The organism is Saccharopolyspora taberi, assembly GCF_039534165.1.
GTDB classification, from domain to species: domain Bacteria; phylum Actinomycetota; class Actinomycetes; order Mycobacteriales; family Pseudonocardiaceae; genus Saccharopolyspora_D; species Saccharopolyspora_D taberi.
Map to the genome: position 1 here is coordinate 26062 of NZ_BAAAUX010000018.1, position 18963 is coordinate 45024.

Annotated in this window: 17 protein-coding genes; 4 read left to right on the forward strand and 13 right to left on the reverse strand. The window is 70.9% G+C overall.

Features of this window, described 5'->3' with window-relative positions; genetic code table 11:
* Positions 1-8: 8 nt before the first annotated feature.
* The 11 genes from ABD691_RS21540 to ABD691_RS21590 all read right to left on the reverse strand — a co-directional run bounded on the left by ABD691_RS21540 (position 9) and on the right by ABD691_RS21590 (position 12386).
* Entirely contained in the window at positions 9-620 is a 612-nt protein-coding gene (locus ABD691_RS21540; protein ID WP_344682477.1) for a DUF6879 family protein, read from the reverse strand.
* Positions 613-882, reverse strand: a complete 270-nt coding sequence (locus tag ABD691_RS21545) for a hypothetical protein (protein WP_344682479.1) — start codon at positions 880-882, stop codon at positions 613-615. The genes ABD691_RS21540 and ABD691_RS21545 overlap by 8 nt, the downstream gene beginning before the upstream one ends.
* A gap of 206 nt (positions 883-1088) precedes the next feature.
* Positions 1089-2036: a pentapeptide repeat-containing protein gene (locus ABD691_RS21550; RefSeq protein ID WP_344682481.1), complete on the reverse strand. Its 948-nt coding sequence runs from the start codon at positions 2034-2036 to the stop codon at positions 1089-1091.
* 82 nt (positions 2037-2118) lie between these two features.
* Positions 2119-3639 (reverse strand): beta-N-acetylhexosaminidase, encoded by a 1521-nt coding sequence (locus tag ABD691_RS21555; protein ID WP_344682483.1) that lies wholly within the window; start codon positions 3637-3639, stop codon positions 2119-2121.
* On the reverse strand, positions 3636-4478 hold the full coding sequence (locus ABD691_RS21560) for a carbohydrate ABC transporter permease (protein WP_344682485.1): 843 nt from the start codon (positions 4476-4478) through the stop codon (positions 3636-3638). Before ABD691_RS21560 ends, ABD691_RS21555 begins: the two co-directional genes overlap by 4 nt.
* Positions 4475-5356: a carbohydrate ABC transporter permease gene (locus ABD691_RS21565; protein WP_344682487.1), complete on the reverse strand. Its 882-nt coding sequence runs from the start codon at positions 5354-5356 to the stop codon at positions 4475-4477. The genes ABD691_RS21560 and ABD691_RS21565 overlap by 4 nt, the downstream gene beginning before the upstream one ends.
* A complete protein-coding gene (locus ABD691_RS21570) occupies positions 5357-6649 on the reverse strand; it encodes an extracellular solute-binding protein (RefSeq protein ID WP_344682489.1) in 1293 nt (430 codons plus the stop codon).
* 98 nt (positions 6650-6747) lie between these two features.
* Entirely contained in the window at positions 6748-7911 is a 1164-nt protein-coding gene (locus ABD691_RS21575) for a lactonase family protein (RefSeq protein ID WP_344682491.1), read from the reverse strand.
* 131 nt (positions 7912-8042) lie between these two features.
* Positions 8043-9434: a GntP family permease gene (locus ABD691_RS21580; RefSeq protein WP_344682493.1), complete on the reverse strand. Its 1392-nt coding sequence runs from the start codon at positions 9432-9434 to the stop codon at positions 8043-8045.
* A gap of 13 nt (positions 9435-9447) precedes the next feature.
* A complete protein-coding gene (locus ABD691_RS21585; protein ID WP_344682495.1) occupies positions 9448-11058 on the reverse strand; it encodes an N-acyl-D-amino-acid deacylase family protein in 1611 nt (536 codons plus the stop codon).
* 17 nt (positions 11059-11075) lie between these two features.
* A complete protein-coding gene (locus ABD691_RS21590) occupies positions 11076-12386 on the reverse strand; it encodes an amino acid deaminase (protein ID WP_344682497.1) in 1311 nt (436 codons plus the stop codon).
* Positions 12387-12465: 79 nt separating this feature from the next.
* On the opposite strand from ABD691_RS21590, the gene ABD691_RS21595 reads away from it, so the two are divergent.
* Positions 12466-13236 (forward strand): IclR family transcriptional regulator, encoded by a 771-nt coding sequence (locus tag ABD691_RS21595; protein ID WP_344682499.1) that lies wholly within the window; start codon positions 12466-12468, stop codon positions 13234-13236.
* Positions 13236-13625 (forward strand): RidA family protein, encoded by a 390-nt coding sequence (locus tag ABD691_RS21600; protein WP_344682502.1) that lies wholly within the window; start codon positions 13236-13238, stop codon positions 13623-13625. Before ABD691_RS21595 ends, ABD691_RS21600 begins: the two co-directional genes overlap by 1 nt.
* A 41-nt stretch (positions 13626-13666) precedes the next feature.
* Here ABD691_RS21600 and ABD691_RS21605 read toward each other — a convergent pair whose 3' ends face one another.
* Both ABD691_RS21605 and ABD691_RS21610 read right to left on the reverse strand, forming a co-directional pair.
* Positions 13667-16582, reverse strand: a complete 2916-nt coding sequence (locus ABD691_RS21605) for an NACHT domain-containing protein (protein ID WP_344682504.1) — start codon at positions 16580-16582, stop codon at positions 13667-13669.
* A 48-nt stretch (positions 16583-16630) separates the two neighbouring features.
* On the reverse strand, positions 16631-17371 hold the full coding sequence (locus ABD691_RS21610) for an IclR family transcriptional regulator (protein ID WP_344682506.1): 741 nt from the start codon (positions 17369-17371) through the stop codon (positions 16631-16633).
* A 155-nt stretch (positions 17372-17526) separates the two neighbouring features.
* Between ABD691_RS21610 and ABD691_RS21615 the strand changes: the two genes are divergently transcribed.
* Positions 17527-18519, forward strand: coding sequence for a dihydroxyacetone kinase subunit DhaK (locus ABD691_RS21615; protein ID WP_344682508.1), 993 nt, complete (start codon positions 17527-17529; stop codon positions 18517-18519).
* 20 nt (positions 18520-18539) lie between these two features.
* Positions 18540-18963 (forward strand): DAK2 domain-containing protein (locus tag ABD691_RS21620; protein ID WP_344682510.1); only part of this gene is annotated, 424 nt, incomplete at its 3' end.

The window sequence follows — 18963 nt, forward strand, 5'->3', positions numbered from 1 at the left end:
TGCTCGCCTCAGGCCGCGTTCGGCGGTCGCAGCCCGGCGATCTCGCGGCGGAAGTACGCCTCCAGCGGCTCGCCCTGCTCGAAGAGGTTTCGCGCGAAATCGGCCCACTGGCCGACTATGGCGGTGTCCAGGGAGCGGATCGCTCCGGTGACGCCACCGTCGTCGCCGTAAAGCACCTCGTACACGCACTCGCTGCCAATGACGAAGATCTCGGGCAGCGGACCGTCGTTCTCGAACGGCTCGACGGTCTCGGGGCCGACGACGTTGATCTTCCCGCCGGACTGGGAGCGCACCAGCAGGGAGTTCAGCTCCCAGATCAGGTAGGGGCTGACGGGCTTCTCCACCACCCGGACCCGCCGGACCTCGAAACCGTTGCGCGCGATGCGCTCGTGGTAACTGCGCAGGCCAGGACGTCGTTGCTCGATCAGTTCCAGCGCCCGTTCCCAGTCACCCCGGTGGAACGCCTGCCAGCTTTCATCGTTGGGTTCGATGAAAGTCTGGCGGCGTTCGAGCTTCCAGCAGCCTTCCGCGCCGGTGCGCCAGAAGCGCAGGCCGAAGTCTTCGAGGTACTCGTCCACGGCCAGCCGATCGCCAGTGATCGCGGTGGTGAGCTCACTCATCGGGAATATCAACCTTCGCTGCTCGCAGCATCCGGCCGGGAATGATGACCAGCCGCTCGTCCCTGCCCACGCTCACGCCTTCGGGCAGCCGGGGCGCGTAGTTGTCGGTCAGATCGCGGCCGATCACGGCTACGTCGCCGTTGTCGAGTTCCCAGATGTCCGGGCACGACGGATCTACGTTCGTGTCACCGGTCTCGAGGGCGGACTTGCCAAGGCGGCGTTGGAACGACGCCTTCGGGTCGGCTTCCCAGGGTCTAGGCATCTCAGCTCCTCCGGAGGATGAACACGGGGAGTGCTTCGTTGGGCACCTTGAGCAACCGATGCTATCGGTTCGCCGTAACGCGCATTTCCGCTTTCGCCGCTTTCACCCGGACGGACCGGAGGGGGAGGCAGGCCGGGGCACAGGTTCATGCGATCAGTCGGCTCGGGCTGATCCGGGGGCGGGTTTTCGGAATATTCCGCGCATTGTCAGCGGGGGAGGCCAATCGCACCCGTGATGTTGGCGCCGTCGAGATTCGTGCCGGTGCGGTTCGTGCCGGTGAAATCGGCGCCTCTGAGGTACGCGGACCAGAAGTCGGCGTTGGTGAGATTGGCATTGGTCATGTCGGCGCTGGTGAGGTCGGCCCGTTCCAGTCTGGCGCCTTCGAGGTTGGCGCCGGCCAGTGAGGCGAGGTTGAGCTTGGCGTCGGTGAGGTTGGCACCCGTGAGGTCGGCGCTGGTGAGATTGGCATTGCTGAGGTCCGTGTTGCTGAGATCCGCGTTGGTCAGATCGGCGCCCGTGAGATCCGCGTTGGTGAGGTCGGTGCCGACGATGGTGGCGGAAGTGAGATCCGCGTCGATGAGGGAGACGTACGCGAGTTGGGCCGAGTTGAAGTCAGTACCGGCCAGTGGTGCTCCTAAGAGAAGGAGGCCTGATTCCGAGTCGTGCGTGGCCTCGCGGCGGCCGATGACCACGGACGCCGCTCGTAGATCCGCGGCGATCAAAGGATAAGAGCCGTATTCGTTGGTCACGAACGGGCTCGCAGGGGGATGCTCGCGGATGAACGCGGTCAGGACGTCCATGACGGCGGGATGATCGCGGGGCGAGTCCCGCGCTATTCGCTCCAGAGCGTAGACGCCACCGACGCGTACTTCGAGTTTCTCCGCTCCGAGCTGCTCAACGGCTTTGGTGAACCGGTCGGTGAGCTGCCCTTCCTGCGCTGTCGCAGCCTGTTCTCGCGTGATCGTGATCTGGTCCCGCGTCGCCGCTACCGAGATCGCGGTGAAGATCAGGGCGGCCGCTGTGGCCAACCCCGTGATGAGATTCCCCAGCTGCCCCAGCCATTCGAAGGAACGTGGCTTCGCCACCTCTTTCGGGCGTGGCGCAGCCTCTTCCGCAGGAAGGTCCGGTTCACCGGCGGCTTCGCGTCCCTGCATGGTGATCAGGGTGCCACCGACCCGGCATCGATGGGCGCGGTTCGGTCAGCTGTCCGGAGAATCCCACATCCTGCGACACCCCCTACCGCGGCCTGCCCGCGACCCTGGGCCGGGTCTGCCAAGGCAGCGGCCCGTCCAGCGGCCGGTACTCCACGCCGAGGGCCGCCAGCCGTGCCAGGTGGTGCTCCAAGCGGTCCCGGAAACCGGTGTGCCGGTCCTCGGTCCAGGCGACTTCGGCGAAGGCCGCGAGTCGGGGGAACACCGCGTAGTCCACCCGGCGCGGCGTGTCCAGGTGTTCGGTCCACACCTGCGCCTGCACGCCGAGGACCTCGTCGGCGGCGGGCGGTTCGTAGCCGTGGACGTCGTCCAGGGTCCGCAGGAAGCCGACCGGGATCGGCTCGTCGGGGTGGTCGGACTGGCGGTGGTCGAAGTACAGGTGCTGTTCCGGGCACAGCACGGCCTGGTGCCCGGCCTCGATCGCCCGCAGCGCGCCCTCCTCGCCGCGCCAGGACGCGACGATCGTGCCCGCCGGGAGCGGGCCGCCGGCGTCCAGGATCTCGTCCCAGCCCAGGGCCTGCCGCCCGTTGGCGTGCACGTGCTCGATGACCTGGCGCAGGAACCAGCCGTGCAGGTGCGCCGGATGCGCGAGGCCGAGTTCGGCCGCTCGGTCCGCGGAGTCGCGTTCCCACTGCGCGGTCGGGACTTCGTCACCGCCGACGCAGATGACCGGGGACGGGAAGACGTCCATCACGTGGTCCAGGACGTCGCGGTAGAAGTCCACTGTGGCCGGTTGGGCGTTGAGCACCGTCTCGTTGACGCCCCAGCGGTCCCACACCTCCAGCCGCGGGCCGGGACCGAGCTCCGGGTAGGCGGCGATGGCCGCCTGGCTGTGCCCGGGCACGTCGACCTCCGGGACGACCGTGATGTGGTGCGCCGCGGCGTGCGCGACGATCTCGCGGAGGTCGTCGGTGGTGTAATACCCGCCGTGCGGGCGGTCGTCGAAGGCGTCGACCTCGCCGCGGCCGACCATCGAGCGCCACCGCCAGGCGCCGATCTCGGTCAGCTTCGGATAACGGGGGACCTCGATCCGCCACCCCTGGTCGTCGGTCAGGTGCAGGTGCAGCACGTTGAGCTTGTGCGCGGCCATCAGCTCGACGAACCGGAAGACCTCGCGCTTGGGCAGGAAGTGCCGGGCGACGTCGAGGTGGCAGCCGCGCCAGCCGAAGCGCGGGCGGTCGGTGACCACGCCGCACGGCAGCGTCCACGCCGCACTGTGGATCGGGGCGGTGCGGTGGGCGTCCGGGCCGAGCAGCTGGCGCAGGGTCTGCGCGGCGTGGTGCGCTGCCGCCGCGTCGTGGGCGAGGACCGAGACGCGCTCCCGGCCGATGTCGATCCGGTAGCCCTCCGGTACCCCGCCGACGCGGAACTCGATCGCCGCGGGAACGCCAGGGCCGAAGGCGAATCCCGTTGCGGCGCCGATGTTCCTGCGGAACCAGGCCACCACGCCCGGCTCTCCGCCGACGGTGGTGCCGGGGCCCAGCACGTGCACGCCGTCGCCGGGCTCCACGTGCAGCGGCTTGGGCAGGAGCGCGTCGAAGCTCATCCCTTCACCGCCCCCGCCAGCCCGGACACGAGCCTGCGCTGCACGATGACGAAGAAGACCAGCACCGGAATGGTCATGATCACCGAACCTGCCATGATCGCTCCCCAGTCGTTGCCCTCGGGGGTGAAGAACACCAGGATCGCCATCGGAAGCGTCTGGTTCTCGGTCGCGGAGATGATGAACGTCTTGGCGAACAGGAAGTCGTTCCACGCGTGGATGAACGCCAGCACGCTCGCCGAGACCAGGCCCGGCGCCACCAGCGGGAACAGCACCTGCCACACGAACCGCGCCCGGCTCGCGCCGTCCAGCGTCGCCGCCTCCTCCAGCTCCACCGGGACGGCCGCGACGAACCCGCGCAGCATCCAGATCGCCAGCGGCAGGCTGAACGCCAGGTGCACCAGCACCAGCGACCCGAGGTGGTTGAGCCCGAACTCCGGCACGGCGGTGCCGACCTGGCGCATCAGGAAGAACAGCGGGATCGTCAGCGCCTCCACCGGAACCATCTGCGCCACCAGCAGCATCACCAGCAGCACCGTGCGCCCGCGGAACCGGAACCGGGTCAGCGCCACCGCGGCCAGGAACGACAGCAGCATCGACACCAGCACCACGATCACCGCGACGATCACGCTGTTGACGAAGTACCCGCCGAGACCGTCCAATGTGAACACCCGGCGGAAGTTGTCCAGCGTCGGGGCCGTGGTCCACGGCCGCGGGTCGGTGGACTGGATCTCGGCCTGCGGTTTGAACGCGGCCAGCGCCATCCAGTACAGCGGGAACGCGACCACCACCGCGACGACAACGGCCACCACCTCGGCGACCGCCCTTCCCGGCCTCGTCATGCGAACTCCTCCTCCTTGCGCTGCGCCCGCAGGTACACCACCGTGATGAGCAGCAGGAGCACGGTCATGATCACGCCGATCGCGGAGCCGAGGCCGTAGTTGGAACCGGCGAACGCCTCCTGGTAGGCGTAGACGTTGAGCACCAGGTTGCCGCCCGCGACGCCGCCGCCGTTGGTCATCACGTAGATCTGGGTGAAGATCTTGAAGTCCCAGATGACCGACTGGATGGTCGCGATGACCAGCAGCGGCCGGAGCATCGGCAGGATCACGCTGCGCGCGGTGCGCCAGGTCGAGGCGCCGTCGAGCGCCGCGGCCTCCATCACCTCGGTCGGAATCGCCTTGATTCCCGCGTACATGGTGATCAGCACGAACGGGAACGAGCACCAGATGACCTCACCGGCGACCAGGCCGAAGGCGAGGTAGCGGTCGTAGGTCCAGGAGAACCCCTCCATGCCGGTGAGCCCGAGGCCGACCAGGACCTCGTTGACCAGGCCGAAGTCCTGGTCGAACAGGAACAGCCACACCGTCGAGCCCGCGACCGCCGGGGTCGCCCACGCGCCCAGGGCCGCCAGGAACAGCAGCATCCGCGGCACCGCGCGGATCCTGGTCGCCAGCACCGCGAGCGCGATGCCGACGACCAGGCTGCCGATCACGCACACGGCGGCGAACGCGCAGGTCTGGCCGAGGATGGTCCAGAACTTGTCGTCGCCGAGCAGCTTCGCGTAGTTGCCCAGCCCGAGGAACTCCAGCGGAGCCCCGCCGCTGGCCTGCTCCTGCCCGTAGTCGTACAGCGAGATCTGCACGAGCTGGAACAGCGGGTAGGCCATGATCGCCAGCAGGACGATCGCGGCGGGGGCCAGGTAGAGCAGCGCACCCATCTATCGGCCTTCGAAGGTCGTGTTCATCTTGTCGGCCGCCGCGCGGGTCGCCTCCGCGACGGGGGTGCCGGTGACGATCTGCTGGACCATCGTCGGCAGCACGCCCTGCGCGTCGATCTCGGCCCAGGCCGGGCTGGCCGGGACGAACCTGGTGCCGGCCCGCAGGCTGTCGACGAACGGCTTGATCGCGGGCTCCTCGGCCGCGATCTGCTGCTGCACGTCGGTGAACGTCGGCAGGTTGCCCATCGCGTCGAACATCCGGCGCTGGTACTGCTTGCCCGCCAGCAGGTGGACGAACTCCTTGGCCAGCGTCGCCCGCTGCGAGGACTTGAGCACCCCGAGCAGGTTGCCGCCGGCGAAGGCCGGGGCGATCGAGCCCGGCGCGGCGCCGGGGAGCGGGACCACCGAGTACTTCCCGGCGGCAGCCGCGCCGGGGTCGTCGACCGCGGAGCGGTTGAAGTCGCCGCCGATGGTCATGGCCGCCTTGCCGGAGGCGAAGGTCTGCACGCTCTGGGTGCCGGTCATGTCCGCGCACTGCTCCGGCGGGCAGATGCCGGGGGAGATCAGCGAGGCGTAGTCGGCGATGCCCTTCTGCGCCTGCGGACTGTCGACAGTGGACTTCCAGCCGCCGCCCTCCTGCCTGGCCAGCTCGCCGCCCGCGGTCCACAGGAACGGCATCATCGCGTAGTGGTACTTGCCGCCGACGGAGATGCCGTAGAGGTCGGGCCGGGCGGTCCGGATCCTCGCCGCGGTGTCGATCAGCTCGGCGGTCGAGCGCGGCGGCTGGAGGCCGAGCTCGGCGAACACGTCGGTCCGGTAGTACAGCGCGCGGATGCCGGTGTACCAGGGCACGCCGTAGACCTTGCCGTCGATCGTGGCGGTCTCCAGCACCGAAGGCGACAGGTCGGCGGCCTCCGGCCAGCTCGCCAGGTCCTGGCCGAGGTCGGCGAACCCGCCCGCGGCCACGTAGCTGGCGAGGTCGCTGTTGCCGTACTCGGCGACGTCGGGGGCGCTGGCCGGGTCGTTGAACGCGCCGGTGAACCGCTGCGACCGGGTGTCGACGGAGATGTACTGCACGTCGACCTCGACGCCCTGGTGGGTCGCCTCGAACTCGCGCACCGCATCGTCCACAGTGGCCTGCTTGGGGTTGCGATCGGCCTCGTCGAACAGCCACACCCGCAGCGTGCCGGTGCGTTCGTCGGCGGCCGGGGCCGAGCTGTCGACCTGCGGCGGGCCGCACGCCGCGAGCAGCGCGCAGGCGGCGGCGAGCACGACTGGTTTCCATGCCTTCATGTGCGGTTCTCCGTTGTTTCTTTTTTCGAGCTCGTTTTGCGCGGCGGTGCCGGTTGCTGGGGTGGGCTAAGCGGCTTCGCCGCTTCTGGTACCGCTTCTCAGCCGTGGAAGGTGACGACGGCGACGGAGGGGATCTCCAGCACCTCCGGTGCCGGGCTCAGCAGCCCGCTCTGCGCGTCGCGGGTGAGGCGGGTGATCGTGCCGGAGCGCTGGTTGGACACGTACAGCGAGGTCTGCTCCGGGTCGAGCGCGAAGTGCCGGGGCCAGTCGCCGCCGGTCGGCGTGGCGCCGAGGAACTTCAGCGCCGAGCCCTCGATCGCGAAGGCGGCGATGTTGTTGTCACCGCGGTTCGCGGCGTAGACGAACTTGCCGTCGCGGGTCACCGCGATCTCCGACGGGAAGTTCTCGCCGGTCGCCTCCGGCGCGCGGCTGCTGATGACCTCGCCCGCGGTGAACTTGCCGCCCTCGGGGTCGAAGTCGAGCACCGTGATCGTGGAGTTCAGCTCCGCGAGCAGGTAGGCGCGGGTGGCGCCGTCGAAGTCCAGGTGCCGGGGACCGGTTCCGGGCGGCAGCGCGAGCTGCTGGTTCTGCGTCAGCTTCCCAGTCGCGGGGTCGAGCGCGTAGACGAACACCGAGTCCGCGCCGAGGTCGACCGCGATCACCCAGCGCTTGCTGATGTCGACCAGCACCTGGTGGGCGTGCGGCTGGTCGCCGGGGTGCTTGACCAGGTCGGTGGCCTCGCCGATGCTGCCGTCGTCGTTGCGGCGGTGCACCGAGACCGTGCCGTCGGAGTAGTTGGCGGTGAACAGGAACTTCCCGTCCGGGTGCACCGAGGCGTGCGTGGTCCCGGCGCCGCCGGTGGGCTGGGTGTTGATCACCTTCGGCGTGTGCGAGGTGAGGTCGACCGCGGTCACGGTGCCCTGCGGGACCTCGTTGGTGACGTAGAGGTACTGGTGGTCCGGGGACCAGGCGAGCCAGGACGCGTCCGGCACGCCCTCGACGACGCCGGACGGTTCCAGTGCGCCGGAGTCGGCGCGGTGGGCGACCTCCAGGCCGTGGCCCGCCGGGGTGGACGAGGTGTAGCTGCCGATGAGCGCCATCAGCATCGCCGCGTGCGCTGCATGGGCGGGAGTCGGGTGCGCGGGTGCCGGGTGCGCGGGCGCCTGCGACGCGCAGGCCGCCTGCGGCGCGAGGAAGGCGGCGGTTCCGGCAGCGGCGAGTCCGGTGAGGAACGTGCGGCGCTGCAACGAGTTCTCCGGCAAGGTCGGCTCCCTTCGTTGGGTTTCGGCCAGTGTGCCCCGGTTTTCCCGATTGGACTAGACCAAAATGGAGCAGTCTTGCCGGACACCGCCGTGTTCGGCGGATCGGATCAGCACCCGCTGCTGCGGTCGGACTACACCAGTGCGGTGAGCAGGGCGGCCATGCCGAACCCGGTCAGCGACAGGATCGTCTCCAGCACCGTCCAGGTCTTGAGCATCTCCTTGACCGGGATGCCGAAGTAGCGCGAGATGATCCAGAAACCGCCGTCGTTGACGTGCGAGGCGATGATCGACCCGGAGGCGATCGCGACCGCGATCAGCGCCAGCTCCGGCTGGGAGTAACCGGCTCCGGCGACCAGCGGCGCGATGATCCCGCCGGTGGTCACGATCGCGACGGTCGCCGAACCCTGCGCGATCCGCAGCCCGCTGCTGATCACGTACGCCGACACCAGGATCGGCAGCCCGCCGGCCTGCAACGAGGTCGCGAGCGCGTCGCCGACGCCGGTGGCCGACAGCACCTTGCCGAAGAACCCGCCCGCGCCGACCACGAGCAGGATCATCCCCAGTGGACGCAGCGCGTTCGCGGTCAGCGCGGACAGCTCGCGGCCTCTCTTGCCGCGCCGCAGCCCGAGCAGCCAGTAGGCCAGCAGCACGGCGACGGTCAGCGCGACGGTCGGGTTGCCGATGAACGTGAGCACCTGCAACAGCCCGCTCTCCTTCGGGAGCAGGATGCTGCCGAAGGTGGCACCGAGGATCAGCACCAGCGGAACCGCGATGACCAGGGCGACCGTGGCCAGCCGCGGTGCGTCCTCGTCCGGTTCGTCGCTCGTGGCCGGGATCTCGTCCGGGACCGGCAGGTGGATGCGCTTGCCGATCCAGGCGGGGAAGAGCAGACCGCTGACGACGAACGCGGGAATCCCGCACGCCGCGCCCATCAGGATCAGCCAGCCCAGGTCGACACCGAGCAGCCCGGCCGCGACCACCGGCCCGGGGTGCGGTGGCAGGAAGGCGTGCGTCATCGACAGCCCGGCCACCAGCGGCAGGCAGTAGAGCAGGATCGACCGCCCGCCCTGGCGCGCGGCGACGTAGACCAGCGGCGCGAGCACGAAGATGCCGATGTCGAAGAAGACCGGGACGCCGAACACCAGGCCGGACAGCCCCATCGCCAGCGGTGCGCGGTTCTCCCCGAACGCCGCGAGCAGCTTGCGGGTGAGCAGCTGCGCGCCGCCCGAGGACTCCAGCAGCGCACCCAGGATCGTGCCGAGACCGACGATCGCGGTGATGTGCCCGAGGATCGAGGCGAACCCGCCCTCCAGCAGCGAGTCGCTGCTGGACTGCGCGGACCCGACGATCTCGGACACCGGGAGCCCCGCGGCCAGCGCGATCAGCAGCCCGGTGATGATCAGCGCGATGAACGGTTCGATCCGCAGCCGGATGATCATCAGCAACAGCACCGCGATCCCCGCCGCGCACAGCGTGAGCAGGCCGGCGGTGTCGTGGTGCAGCCAGTTCAGGAAAGCGTCCACTGCGGCTCCAGCGTCATGGTGTCTGGCCTAATGGTGTTGAGCGCTTGCGCAACGCGCGGCCGGGGAGGTCGTCCGTGCGGCGGCCGTCGGAGATGACGGCCACGCCGTTGACGAACACGTGCGGAATTCCGGTGGCCTGCCTGCGGGGTTCGTCAAACGTCGCGGTGTCGGTCACGGTGTCCGGGTCGAAGAGCACGAGATCGGCGGCGTAGCCCTCGCGGACGCGCCCGCGGTCGGTCAGCCCGAGGCGGTCGGCGGCCCGGCCGGTCATGTGCGCGACGCATTCCTCCAGGCCGAGAACGCCGAGTTCCCGGACGTAATGCGCCAGGTAGCGGGGGAAGGTGCCCCACGCGCGCGGGTGCGGGCGCTCGCCGACGAGCAGGCCGTCGCTTCCGGCCGTGTGCACCCGGTGCCGCATGATCGCCCGCACGTTCTCCTCGTGGCCGACGTGCATCAGGCAGGAGGTGCCCAGTTCTTCCGAGAGCAGCACGTCGAAGTAGAGCTCGGCGGGCGGTTTCCCCGCGCTGCGGGCGGATTCGGCGACCGTCCTGCCCACGAGGTGCCCGTTCTGCTCCGGGCGGCGCACGCCGTTGATCTCGATGGCGTCCCAGTCGACCGGAACGCCGTGGCAGCCGTCGGCGCCGTCGATCTCCATGACCTCGCGGATCCGCTGCCGCTGCACGGGATCCCGCAGCCGCTCCAGCGTCGCCCCGACGCCGCCTTCGGCGGCCCAGCTGGGCAGCAGGGCGTGCAGGGAGGTCGATCCGGGCAGGTACGGGTAGGTGTCCAGGGTGATGTCGCAGCCCTCGTCCAACGCCTGGTCCAAAATGGACAGCAGTTCGGCCGCGCGTCCCCGGTTCACCTCGAAGTTCATGGTGGCGTGGGCGAGGTGCAGGGCGCAGCCCGCGCTCCGGCACACCTCGATCATCTCGGCGTAGGCGTCCAGGGCGCCCGCGCCGTAGCTGCGGTGGTGGGGGCTGTAGAACCCGCCCTTCGCGGCGACGACCTCGCACAGCTCCCGCAGTTCGTCCGTGCTCGCGTACATCCCGGGCGTGTAGGTCAGGCCCGAGGACATGCCGAACGCGCCTTCGTCCAGCGAGCGGGCGAGGACTTCGCGCATCCGGTCCAGCTCTGCGTCGGTGGCGGGCCGGTCGTCGTGCCCGACGCAGAGCATCCGCAGCGTGCCCTGCGGCACCAGGTAGGCGGCGTTGGTGGCGATGCCCCGGTCGAGGCGGTCGAGGTATTCGGCCACGCTGCGCCAGTTCCAGTCGAATCCCGGCGGATCGCCGTTCCACCCGGTCAGCTGCGCGCGCAGGGCGGCCAGGGTGTCGTCGTCGACCGGCGCGTAGGACAGGCCGTCCTGGCCGATCACCTCCAGCGTCACGCCCTGGGAGACCTTGGCCAGGTGCGGCGGATCGGCCAGCAGCCGGAGGTCGGAATGGGCGTGCATGTCGATGAAACCGGGGGAGAGGACGAGTCCGTCGGCGTCGAGCACCCGCTTCCCGCCGAGCGTCCCCGGCTCGCCGATCGCGGCGATCCGGTCGCCCTCGATGCCGACGTCGGCGCGGCGGCGCGGACCGCCGTCCCCGTCGACCAGCCACGCGCCGCGCACTGCGATGTCCATCGTGGACTCCTCCGGTATCAGAAGAAGGTGCGGACCAGGTCGACGACCTCGTCCCCGTCGACCACCGGGATCAGCGTCCACTTGTCGAAGACCGTGCAGGGGTGGGACAGGCCGAACCCGACCCAGTCGCCGACCGCGGGCCGCGCACCGGTGCCGACGCGCAGGAACGCGTGCTGGTCGGCGAGTTCGGTGACCTCCCAGTCGACCGGCCGGACCGAGCCGTCCTCGGCGCGGATGACCTGCGGCTCGGGCAGGTGCTGGTCGAACGAGACATCGCGGCGGCCCATCGTCAGCAGCGCGAGATCGGGTTCGGGCCGGGAGACGACCTGCCCCCAGATCCGCAGCGCGGACCGGAACGCCGGTTCCCGCCCGGTGAGCCGGTGCGCGCGGCCGAACGGCGACATCTTGCGGTAGAGGCCGTCGTCGTGGGTCAGGTAGCCGCCGCTGCGCAGCACCGGGACCACCGGGCGGCTGATCTCCCACGGCTTGGTCAGCGCTTCGGCGACCTGGTCGAAGTAGGAGCTGCCGCCCGAGGTCACGATCACCTGGTCCAGGTCCGCGAAGTACCCCTGCCGGTCCAGCGCCGCGACCAGTTCGCGCACCCGGCCCAGGTAGGAGTCCACGATGGACAGATCGTGTTCGGTCAGGTCGTGCGCGGAGGCGGCTTCGTAGCCCGCGACACCGACCAGCCGCAGGGCCGGGCTGGCGGCCACCGCGCGGGCGACCTCCACGGCCTGCTCGACGGTGCGGGCTCCGGTGCGGCCGTTGGCGTCGCCGAGCTCGACCAGCACGTCCAGCGGGCGTGCGGCACCGGCAAGAGCGGCGGTCATCAGCTCCACGCCCCGGACCGAGTCGACCCAGCACGCCACCGAGAAGTCCTCGCCCAGCTCACCGGCGAGCCACGCCAGCCCGTTCGGGTCGACGAGCTCGTTGGCCAGCAGCACCCGGCGGACGCCGAACGCGCGATAGACCCGCAGCTGGCTGATGTTGGCGGCGGTCATGCCCCAGGCGCCGTGCACGAAGTGCCGCTGGAACAGCTGCGGAGCCATCGTGGTCTTGCCGTGCGGTGCGATGTGCAGGCCGTGCTCGGCGCACCACCCGGCCATGGTCCGCAGGTTGTGCTCCAGCGCGTGGTGGTCGAGCACCAGCAGCGGCCCCACGAAACCGGACTCGAAGATCCTCGGCCGCTGCGCCAGGAACTCCCCGACGGTGCGGCCGAACGCCGTGGACGGCATCCCCTTGAAGCGCCAGTCGATCCGCTCGTCGCGCAGCGCCCGCACTGCGGCTCCGTCGATCCCCGCTACCGCCACCGCGGCCTCCCATTGCATGTAGTGCAACGCTGGTTGCGCAAAATGCTCCTGGGGTGTGTAGCATCCGCTCGGCAGCACGTCAACGAAGGAGAGGTGGATGAGCCAGAGCCTCGAACGCGGTCTGACCGTGCTGACCGCGCTGGCCGACGGTCCGCAGACCCTGGACCGGCTCGCCGAGCGGCTGGGCGTGCACAAGTCCACCGTGCTCCGGCTCGTCCGCACGATGGAGTCCGCCGGCTTCGTCCGCCGGGACGGCGTGCACCACTACCGGCTGGGCAGCACGCTGTTCGAGCTCGCGCACCTCGCGCTGGAGGACCTGGACGTGCGCGCCGTGGCCCGGCCGCACCTGGTCGAGCTCGGCGGCATCAGCGGGCACACGGTCCACCTGGCCACCCTCGACGGCGACCAGGTCGTCTACATCGACAAGGTGGACAGCCGCCACGCGGTCCGGATGTACTCCCGGATCGGCAAGCGCGCGCCGCTGCACTGCACCGCGGTCGGCAAGGTCCTGGTGGCCGGGCGGCCCGCCGCGCAGCGCCGCGAGATCGCCGGGCGGATCGGCTATCCGGCGATGACGGCGAACACGATCACCTCGGTGCAGCGCTACCTGGCCGAGCTCGACCGGGTCCGCGAACAGGGCTACGCGGTGGACCGCAACGAGCACGAGGACTTCATCCACTGCATCGGCGCGCCCGTCCGGGACGACCGGGACGAGGTAGTCGCCGCGGTGTCGCTGTCGGTGCCCGACATGCTGCTCGACTTCGACGGCCTGCTGGGGCTCGTCGACGACCTGCTGCGCACCGCCGGGCGGATCTCCGCCGAACTGGGGTGCAGGCGGGAAACCGCAACGAACAGGAAGGAAGTCTGATGGCCAGGACCGTGGTCAGCACGAACAACGCCCCCACGCCGCCGGCGAGCATCCCGCTGTCGCAGGGGATCCGCAAGGGCAACATCCTGCAGGTCTCGGGGCAGACCGCGGTGAACCCGGAGACCGGCAAGCTCGTCGAGGGCGGCGTCGCGGAGCAGACCGAGCAGTGCCTGCGCAACGTCATCGCGGTGCTGGAGGCGGGCGGCGGATCGCTGGAGGACGTGCTGATGCTGCGCGTCTACCTGACCGACGTCTCGCAGTTCGCCGAGATGAACGAGACCTACGCGCGCGTCGTCGGCGAGCCCTTCCCCGCGCGGACCACCGTCTACGTCGGCCTGCCCGCCGGGCTGCTGGTCGAGATCGACGCCCTGGCCGTCATCGGCGACTGACCCCGCGGCTCGCGCGGGACCCGGGTTCCGCGCGAGCCCCGTCAGACGACCTCGACGCCGGGGAGTTCCTCGCGGACGGCGGCCATCCGCTCGGCCGAGCCCGGCGCGTAGACGTGCAACTGCGCGAGCTGTGGAAGTTCCCGCAGCAGGCGGGTTTCCGCCTCCGTCGGCTCGCCGTGCAGCCGCACCCGGCGCAGCCCGCTCCACCGCTGGATCCCGTCCAGGACGCGGCGGTCGAACCGGCTGTCCAGCACCAGCTCCTCCAGCGGCAGGTCCTCGGGCAGCGGGTGCAGACCGCCGTCGAGCCCGCGGTGGCGGATCGAGAGCTTGCGGATCGGCGCGCCCTGGAGGCTGGCCAGGTCCGCCGCGCCGAAGTGCAGCGACAGCTCCTCGATCCGGGTGTCGCGCAACGGCGACAGATCCCGCAGCCCGGTGCACTGGGTCAGCACCAGGCTGCGCAGGGTCTCGCACTTCCGCAGCGGTCCGAGGTCGCGCAGGATCTCGTTCTGCATGAACTCCAGGTGCCGCAGCCGGGGCGCGGCGACCAGCGCCTCCAGCGCGTCCACGCTGCCTCGGCATCGGATCGACCGCAGCTTGGTCAGGTGCCGGACGTGCTGGATGCGCCGCCAGCTGCCCATGTCCACCTGCCGGTCGCCGAAGTCGACATCGGCCAGCACGGTCCTGGCGTAGTCCTCGGGGTTCTGCGCGTAGCGCCACGCCCGCAGCAGCTCGTCGATGACCAGGGTCTGGTCGACCGAGGTGAACTCGCCGATCTTGCGGACCGCCGCGGGCCCGCCGATCAGCGCCGCGGTGCGGATGACGTTCGCCGCGTCCTGTTCGGACAGTTCGGCCGGGCCGGGCAGCAGGTCGAGCACGAAGGTGCCCGCCTCGGCGAGCAGTTCCGCCGACTGCGGGCTGTCCGGCGGGATCAGGTCGGCCGCCGCGGCGCGGACCTTGTCCCGGACCTCGTCCGGTTCGATGACGCTGGCCTGCTCCAGGCACGCCACCGCCAGCAGCCGCAGCCGGTCGGCCACCCGCGGATCGCGCCGGGCGTCGTCGTTGCCGTCCAGCAGGCCCTGCAGGATCCGGGCGCGCTCGCGCGGGCGGGCCAGCGTCACCGCCATGACCACCACGTCCAGCCACTCGTCGTGGTGGGCGTTGGCGAGCAGCAGCCCCAGATCGCCCGCGCTGACGACCTCGTGCGCGGCCAGGTAGTCGCGGAACGTGCGGTGCACGAACTGCACGTGCCCGGGGCTGGGCTCGCGCAGGACTCCGGTGCGCTCAAGCAGGTGTTGCAGCAGCGTGTCGGAGTCGACCTGCGCGCGCATCCCGTGCAGCGCGTGCCCGAGCCGCTGCGCGGCCTGCTCGCGCGGGATCAGGATTTCCCGGTTGCGGACGAAGGAATAGGCCAGCCGCTGCAACAGCACGGTCTGCTCTTCCGAACCCAGCCAGCGATCCGACTCGCGCCGCACCCCGCGCTGCTCGTCCCAGCGCCGCAGCAGCAGGTCCAGCGCCTCGTCGAACAGGCGGTGGCGGTCGCGCGGCAGGTCGGCGTCGCGGTCGCGGTGCAGCAGGCACAGCAGCCCGCACAGCAGCGGGCTCGACGCCAGCCGCCGCAGGTCCTCGCGCTCCTCGACGGCCCTGGCGAGCTTCTGCTCGCATTCGTCGAGCCATGCCTGGGTTTCCGGGTCGTCGGCGTTGTCCTCGCGCGCGGCCTCGTGCCAGCTCGCGAGGTAGCGGCGGACGCCGTCGTTGCTCATCTGGAGCAGGTCGTAGGTGTCGAAGCCGAACTCGGCCAGCCAGTCCTCGCCGACCGCGGCGGGCCGGGTCGTCACGAAGCAGCGCACGTCCGGATACGCGGTGACCAGCTCGGCCAGCCACTCGCGGGCGGCGGCGCGGCGCTCGTGCACCAGCTCGTCGATGCCGTCGACCAGCAGCAGCGCCCGGCCCTGCCGGAACTGCGCCGCCGCCCAGCCGGACGGCATCTCGTCGCTGAGCACCCCGGCCACCACCGCGACCATCTCGCTCGGCGCCGGGAAGTCCCGGTCGGCGAACTGCCGCAGCGGCACGAAGAACGGCAGCGAACCGTCCTGTTCGGACTCCCCGGTGCGGGAGATCATCCAGCGCAGGAACGTCGTCTTGCCCGCGCCCGCGCCGCCGCGCAGCAGCACCCGCGCGCTGCCTGCCAGCGCCCGTGCGGCGCCGACCCCGGCGCCGCTGAGCTCCACCCCGTTCTCCCGGTCGAGACCGGCCCGCGCCACCGCGAGCGGCACGTAGGAGCGGGTGAACGACTGCCGCTTGGGCAGCCTGCCCCTGGTCACGCCGAACAGCTCGAAACCGCCGAGCACCCGCCGGACCTGCTCCCGGTAGCGGCGGCCGAACTCGTCGCCCGCGGTCAGCTCCGCCGCCGATCCGCGCACCAGGCGGGTGAGCAGTTCGATCACGCGCCGGTCGTTGGCGGCCAGTTCCTCCAGCTGCAGAAGGACGTCGCGGCGGAACAGCGGCGCGAGCTCGCGGACATGGCGGGCGCGCTCCACGATGTGCTCGCAGCTCAGCGCCAGCAGCCGGTCGTAGGCGACGAGACCGGCCCGGGACAGCGCCGCCGCTCGCACGATGTCGCGCGACGAGCCCGCCACGTGGTCGCGGAGCCGTCCGGCGTCGAGCGCGACGAGGACCCCGACGCGGTCGAGGTCGATCGGCGTGACGGCCTGGAAGGAGTCCCGCACCGCGTGCGCGGCGGCGTTCCACTCGCCCTCGTCCATGCCCGCCAGCTCGGTCCGGCGCAGCTCGGCGAGCTTGTGCTCGGCGCCGCGCACGGCGGATTCCGGATCGGTCAGGGCCCGGCGGTTGTGCCGGTTGTGGCCGTGCTTGCCGATGAGCGTGAGCAGGTTGCCGACGAGACCTTCGAAGGACGCCTCCAGCAGGGCGACCAGCGAGGCGGTGATCGGATCGGGCACGAACCCGAGTATGGCAAAACAGCCTGAAGTTCTGATGTGTTATCGATGTCAGGAAGGCCAGCGCGCGGCGCCGAGTTCGCGGGAGATGTTGCGGGCCGCCTCCCGCACGGCGGTCGCGGCGGTGTCCGGCGCGGGCCACTCCAGCATCGGCACGACCACGCCGATCGCGCCCGCGACCGTCCCGGAGGAGTCGAAGATCGGTGCGGCCAGGCCGCATTCGCCGAGCACCGCCTCCTCCTGCTCGGTGGCCAGGGCCGCGGCGCGGACCTCGGCGAGCTGGGCGCGCAGGGCGTCGCGGTCGGTGATGGTGTCGCCGGTCATGCTGCGCAGGTCGCCGACCGCGTCGAGCAGCTCGGGGGAGTAGGCCAGCATCGCCTTGCCCAGCGCGCCGGCGTGGATCGGGATGACGATGCCGACCTCGGGCATCTGGCGGGAGCCGTCCGGCCGCGGCTCGTGGTGGATGATCATCACCTCGTCGGCCAGCGCGACGCCGGTGCGCACGGCGTGGCCGGTGCGGCGGGCCAGCTCGGACGACCAGGACAGCGTGTGCGAGCGCAGTTCGAGGGTGTCGAGGTAGACGTTGCCGAGCTTGAGCACGGCCGGGCCGAGCCGGTAGCGGGCGGTGCCGCGGTCCTGGACGACCATCCCGTGCGCGAGCAGGGTCTTGATGATCCCGTGCACCGTCGAGGGCGGCAGCTCCAGCCGCGCGGCGATCTCCGACAGGCTCAGCCGCCGGGCGCCCTGGAGCACGCTCAGGACGCGGATCGCCCGGTCCACGGACTGGATCATCACGTCCTCTTCGCTGCTGGTGGGCCTGCTGCTGGCGGGCACTTTACAGCAGGGAAACCACGTCGTATGGTGCGCAAAACATTCGACCATGTCGAATGGAGTTCGACGATACGGCGGGCGCGACGGCGCGCCCGAACCCGTGAGGAGTGCGCTGGATGTCGGTGCGGCAGTTCATCAACGACCCCGACGACTTCGTCGCCGAAGCGCTGCGCGGGCTCCAGCTCGCACATCCCGCGCTCGTCCGATGCAATCCCGATCCCGCCTACGTGGTGCGCGCCGAGCCGACGCCGAAGGTCGCGCTGGTCTCCGGCGGCGGGTCCGGGCACGAGCCGCTGCACACCGGGTTCGTCGGCGCGGGCATGCTCGACGCGGCGGTGCCGGGCGCGGTGTTCGCCAGCCCCACGGCGTTCCAGATCCGGGCCGCGATCGGGGCCGCCGACCAGGGCCGCGGCGTGCTGCTGATCGTCAAGAACTACACCGGCGACGTCCTGAACTTCACCATCGCCGCCGAACTCGCCCGCGAGGACGGGATCGAGGTCGAGATCGTCCTGGTCGACGACGACCTCGCCACCGAAAGCGACGACGGTCCGGGGCGGCGCGGCACCGCGGCGGTGGTCGCGGTGGAGAAGATCTGCGGCGCCGCCGCCGAGCAGGGCGCCAAGCTGAGCGAGCTCGCCGACCTGGGCCGCCGCGTCGTCGGCTCCGCCCGCACCCTCGCGCTCGCGCTCCAGTCGTGCACCCACCCCGGCCAGACCCGGCCGTCGTTCGACCTCGCCGCCGACGAGGTCGAGTTCGGCGTCGGCATCCACGGCGAGCACGGCGTCGGCCGCCGCCCGTTCGGCCCGGCGCGCGAACTGGTCACCGAGCTGACCACGCCGCTGGTCGCCGAACTCGGGCTGGTCCGGGGCGAGAAGGTGATCGCCCTGGTCAACGGCCTGGGCTCGACGCACGCCCTGGAACTGTCGGTGGCGCACCGCGAACTGGCCGAGCTGCTGGAGGGCCTCGGCATCGACCTGGCCCGCTCGCTGGTCGGCCCGTACGTCACGGCGCTGGACATGCGCGGCCTGTCGATCACGCTGGTGCGCGCCGACGACGAACTGCTGGACCTGTGGGACGCCCCGGTCCGCACCCCCGCCCTCACCTGGTGACCCACGAACGGAGCAGAGCAGTGCAGACCTTCACCGCAGCAGGCACCAGGGCCTGGATCGACCGGTTCACCACGACCGTCGAGCAGCGCTTCGCCGAACTCACCGAACTCGACCGCCGCGCGGGCGACGGCGACTACGGCACCAACCTCCGCTCGGCCCTGCGCCGCGCGACAGCCAACCTGGAAACCGGCCCGACCGACACCCCGGAAGCGGTGTTCACCGCGGTGTCCAACGGTTTCCTCAACACCGGCGGCACCAGCGGCCCGCTGTTCGGCATGTGGTTCCGCGAGTTCGCCAAGGCGGTGACCTCGGGAGCGGGGACCGAGGCCCTGAGCGAAGCGGCGACCAACGCCGCCGCCGTCGTCCAGCGCCTCGGCAAAGCCGAGGTCGGGCACAAGACGATGGTCGACGCGATGGTCCCCGCCGCCGCGGCGCTGAGCGACG

Coding starts and splice junctions, on each gene's coding strand:
- ABD691_RS21550 (WP_344682481.1), bottom strand. CDS start 2,036: ATGCAGGGACGCGAAGCCGCCGGTGAACCGGACCTTCCTGCGGAAGAG.
- ABD691_RS21595 (WP_344682499.1), top strand. CDS start 12,466: ATGAGCCAGAGCCTCGAACGCGGTCTGACCGTGCTGACCGCGCTGGCC.
- ABD691_RS21615 (WP_344682508.1), top strand. CDS start 17,527: ATGTCGGTGCGGCAGTTCATCAACGACCCCGACGACTTCGTCGCCGAA.
- ABD691_RS21545 (WP_344682479.1), bottom strand. CDS start 882: ATGCCTAGACCCTGGGAAGCCGACCCGAAGGCGTCGTTCCAACGCCGC.
- ABD691_RS21610 (WP_344682506.1), bottom strand. CDS start 17,371: ATGATCCAGTCCGTGGACCGGGCGATCCGCGTCCTGAGCGTGCTCCAG.
- ABD691_RS21560 (WP_344682485.1), bottom strand. CDS start 4,478: ATGACGAGGCCGGGAAGGGCGGTCGCCGAGGTGGTGGCCGTTGTCGTC.
- ABD691_RS21590 (WP_344682497.1), bottom strand. CDS start 12,386: ATGCAATGGGAGGCCGCGGTGGCGGTAGCGGGGATCGACGGAGCCGCA.
- ABD691_RS21555 (WP_344682483.1), bottom strand. CDS start 3,639: ATGAGCTTCGACGCGCTCCTGCCCAAGCCGCTGCACGTGGAGCCCGGC.
- ABD691_RS21570 (WP_344682489.1), bottom strand. CDS start 6,649: ATGAAGGCATGGAAACCAGTCGTGCTCGCCGCCGCCTGCGCGCTGCTC.
- ABD691_RS21585 (WP_344682495.1), bottom strand. CDS start 11,058: ATGGACATCGCAGTGCGCGGCGCGTGGCTGGTCGACGGGGACGGCGGT.
- ABD691_RS21565 (WP_344682487.1), bottom strand. CDS start 5,356: ATGGGTGCGCTGCTCTACCTGGCCCCCGCCGCGATCGTCCTGCTGGCG.
- ABD691_RS21540 (WP_344682477.1), bottom strand. CDS start 620: ATGAGTGAGCTCACCACCGCGATCACTGGCGATCGGCTGGCCGTGGAC.
- ABD691_RS21600 (WP_344682502.1), top strand. CDS start 13,236: ATGGCCAGGACCGTGGTCAGCACGAACAACGCCCCCACGCCGCCGGCG.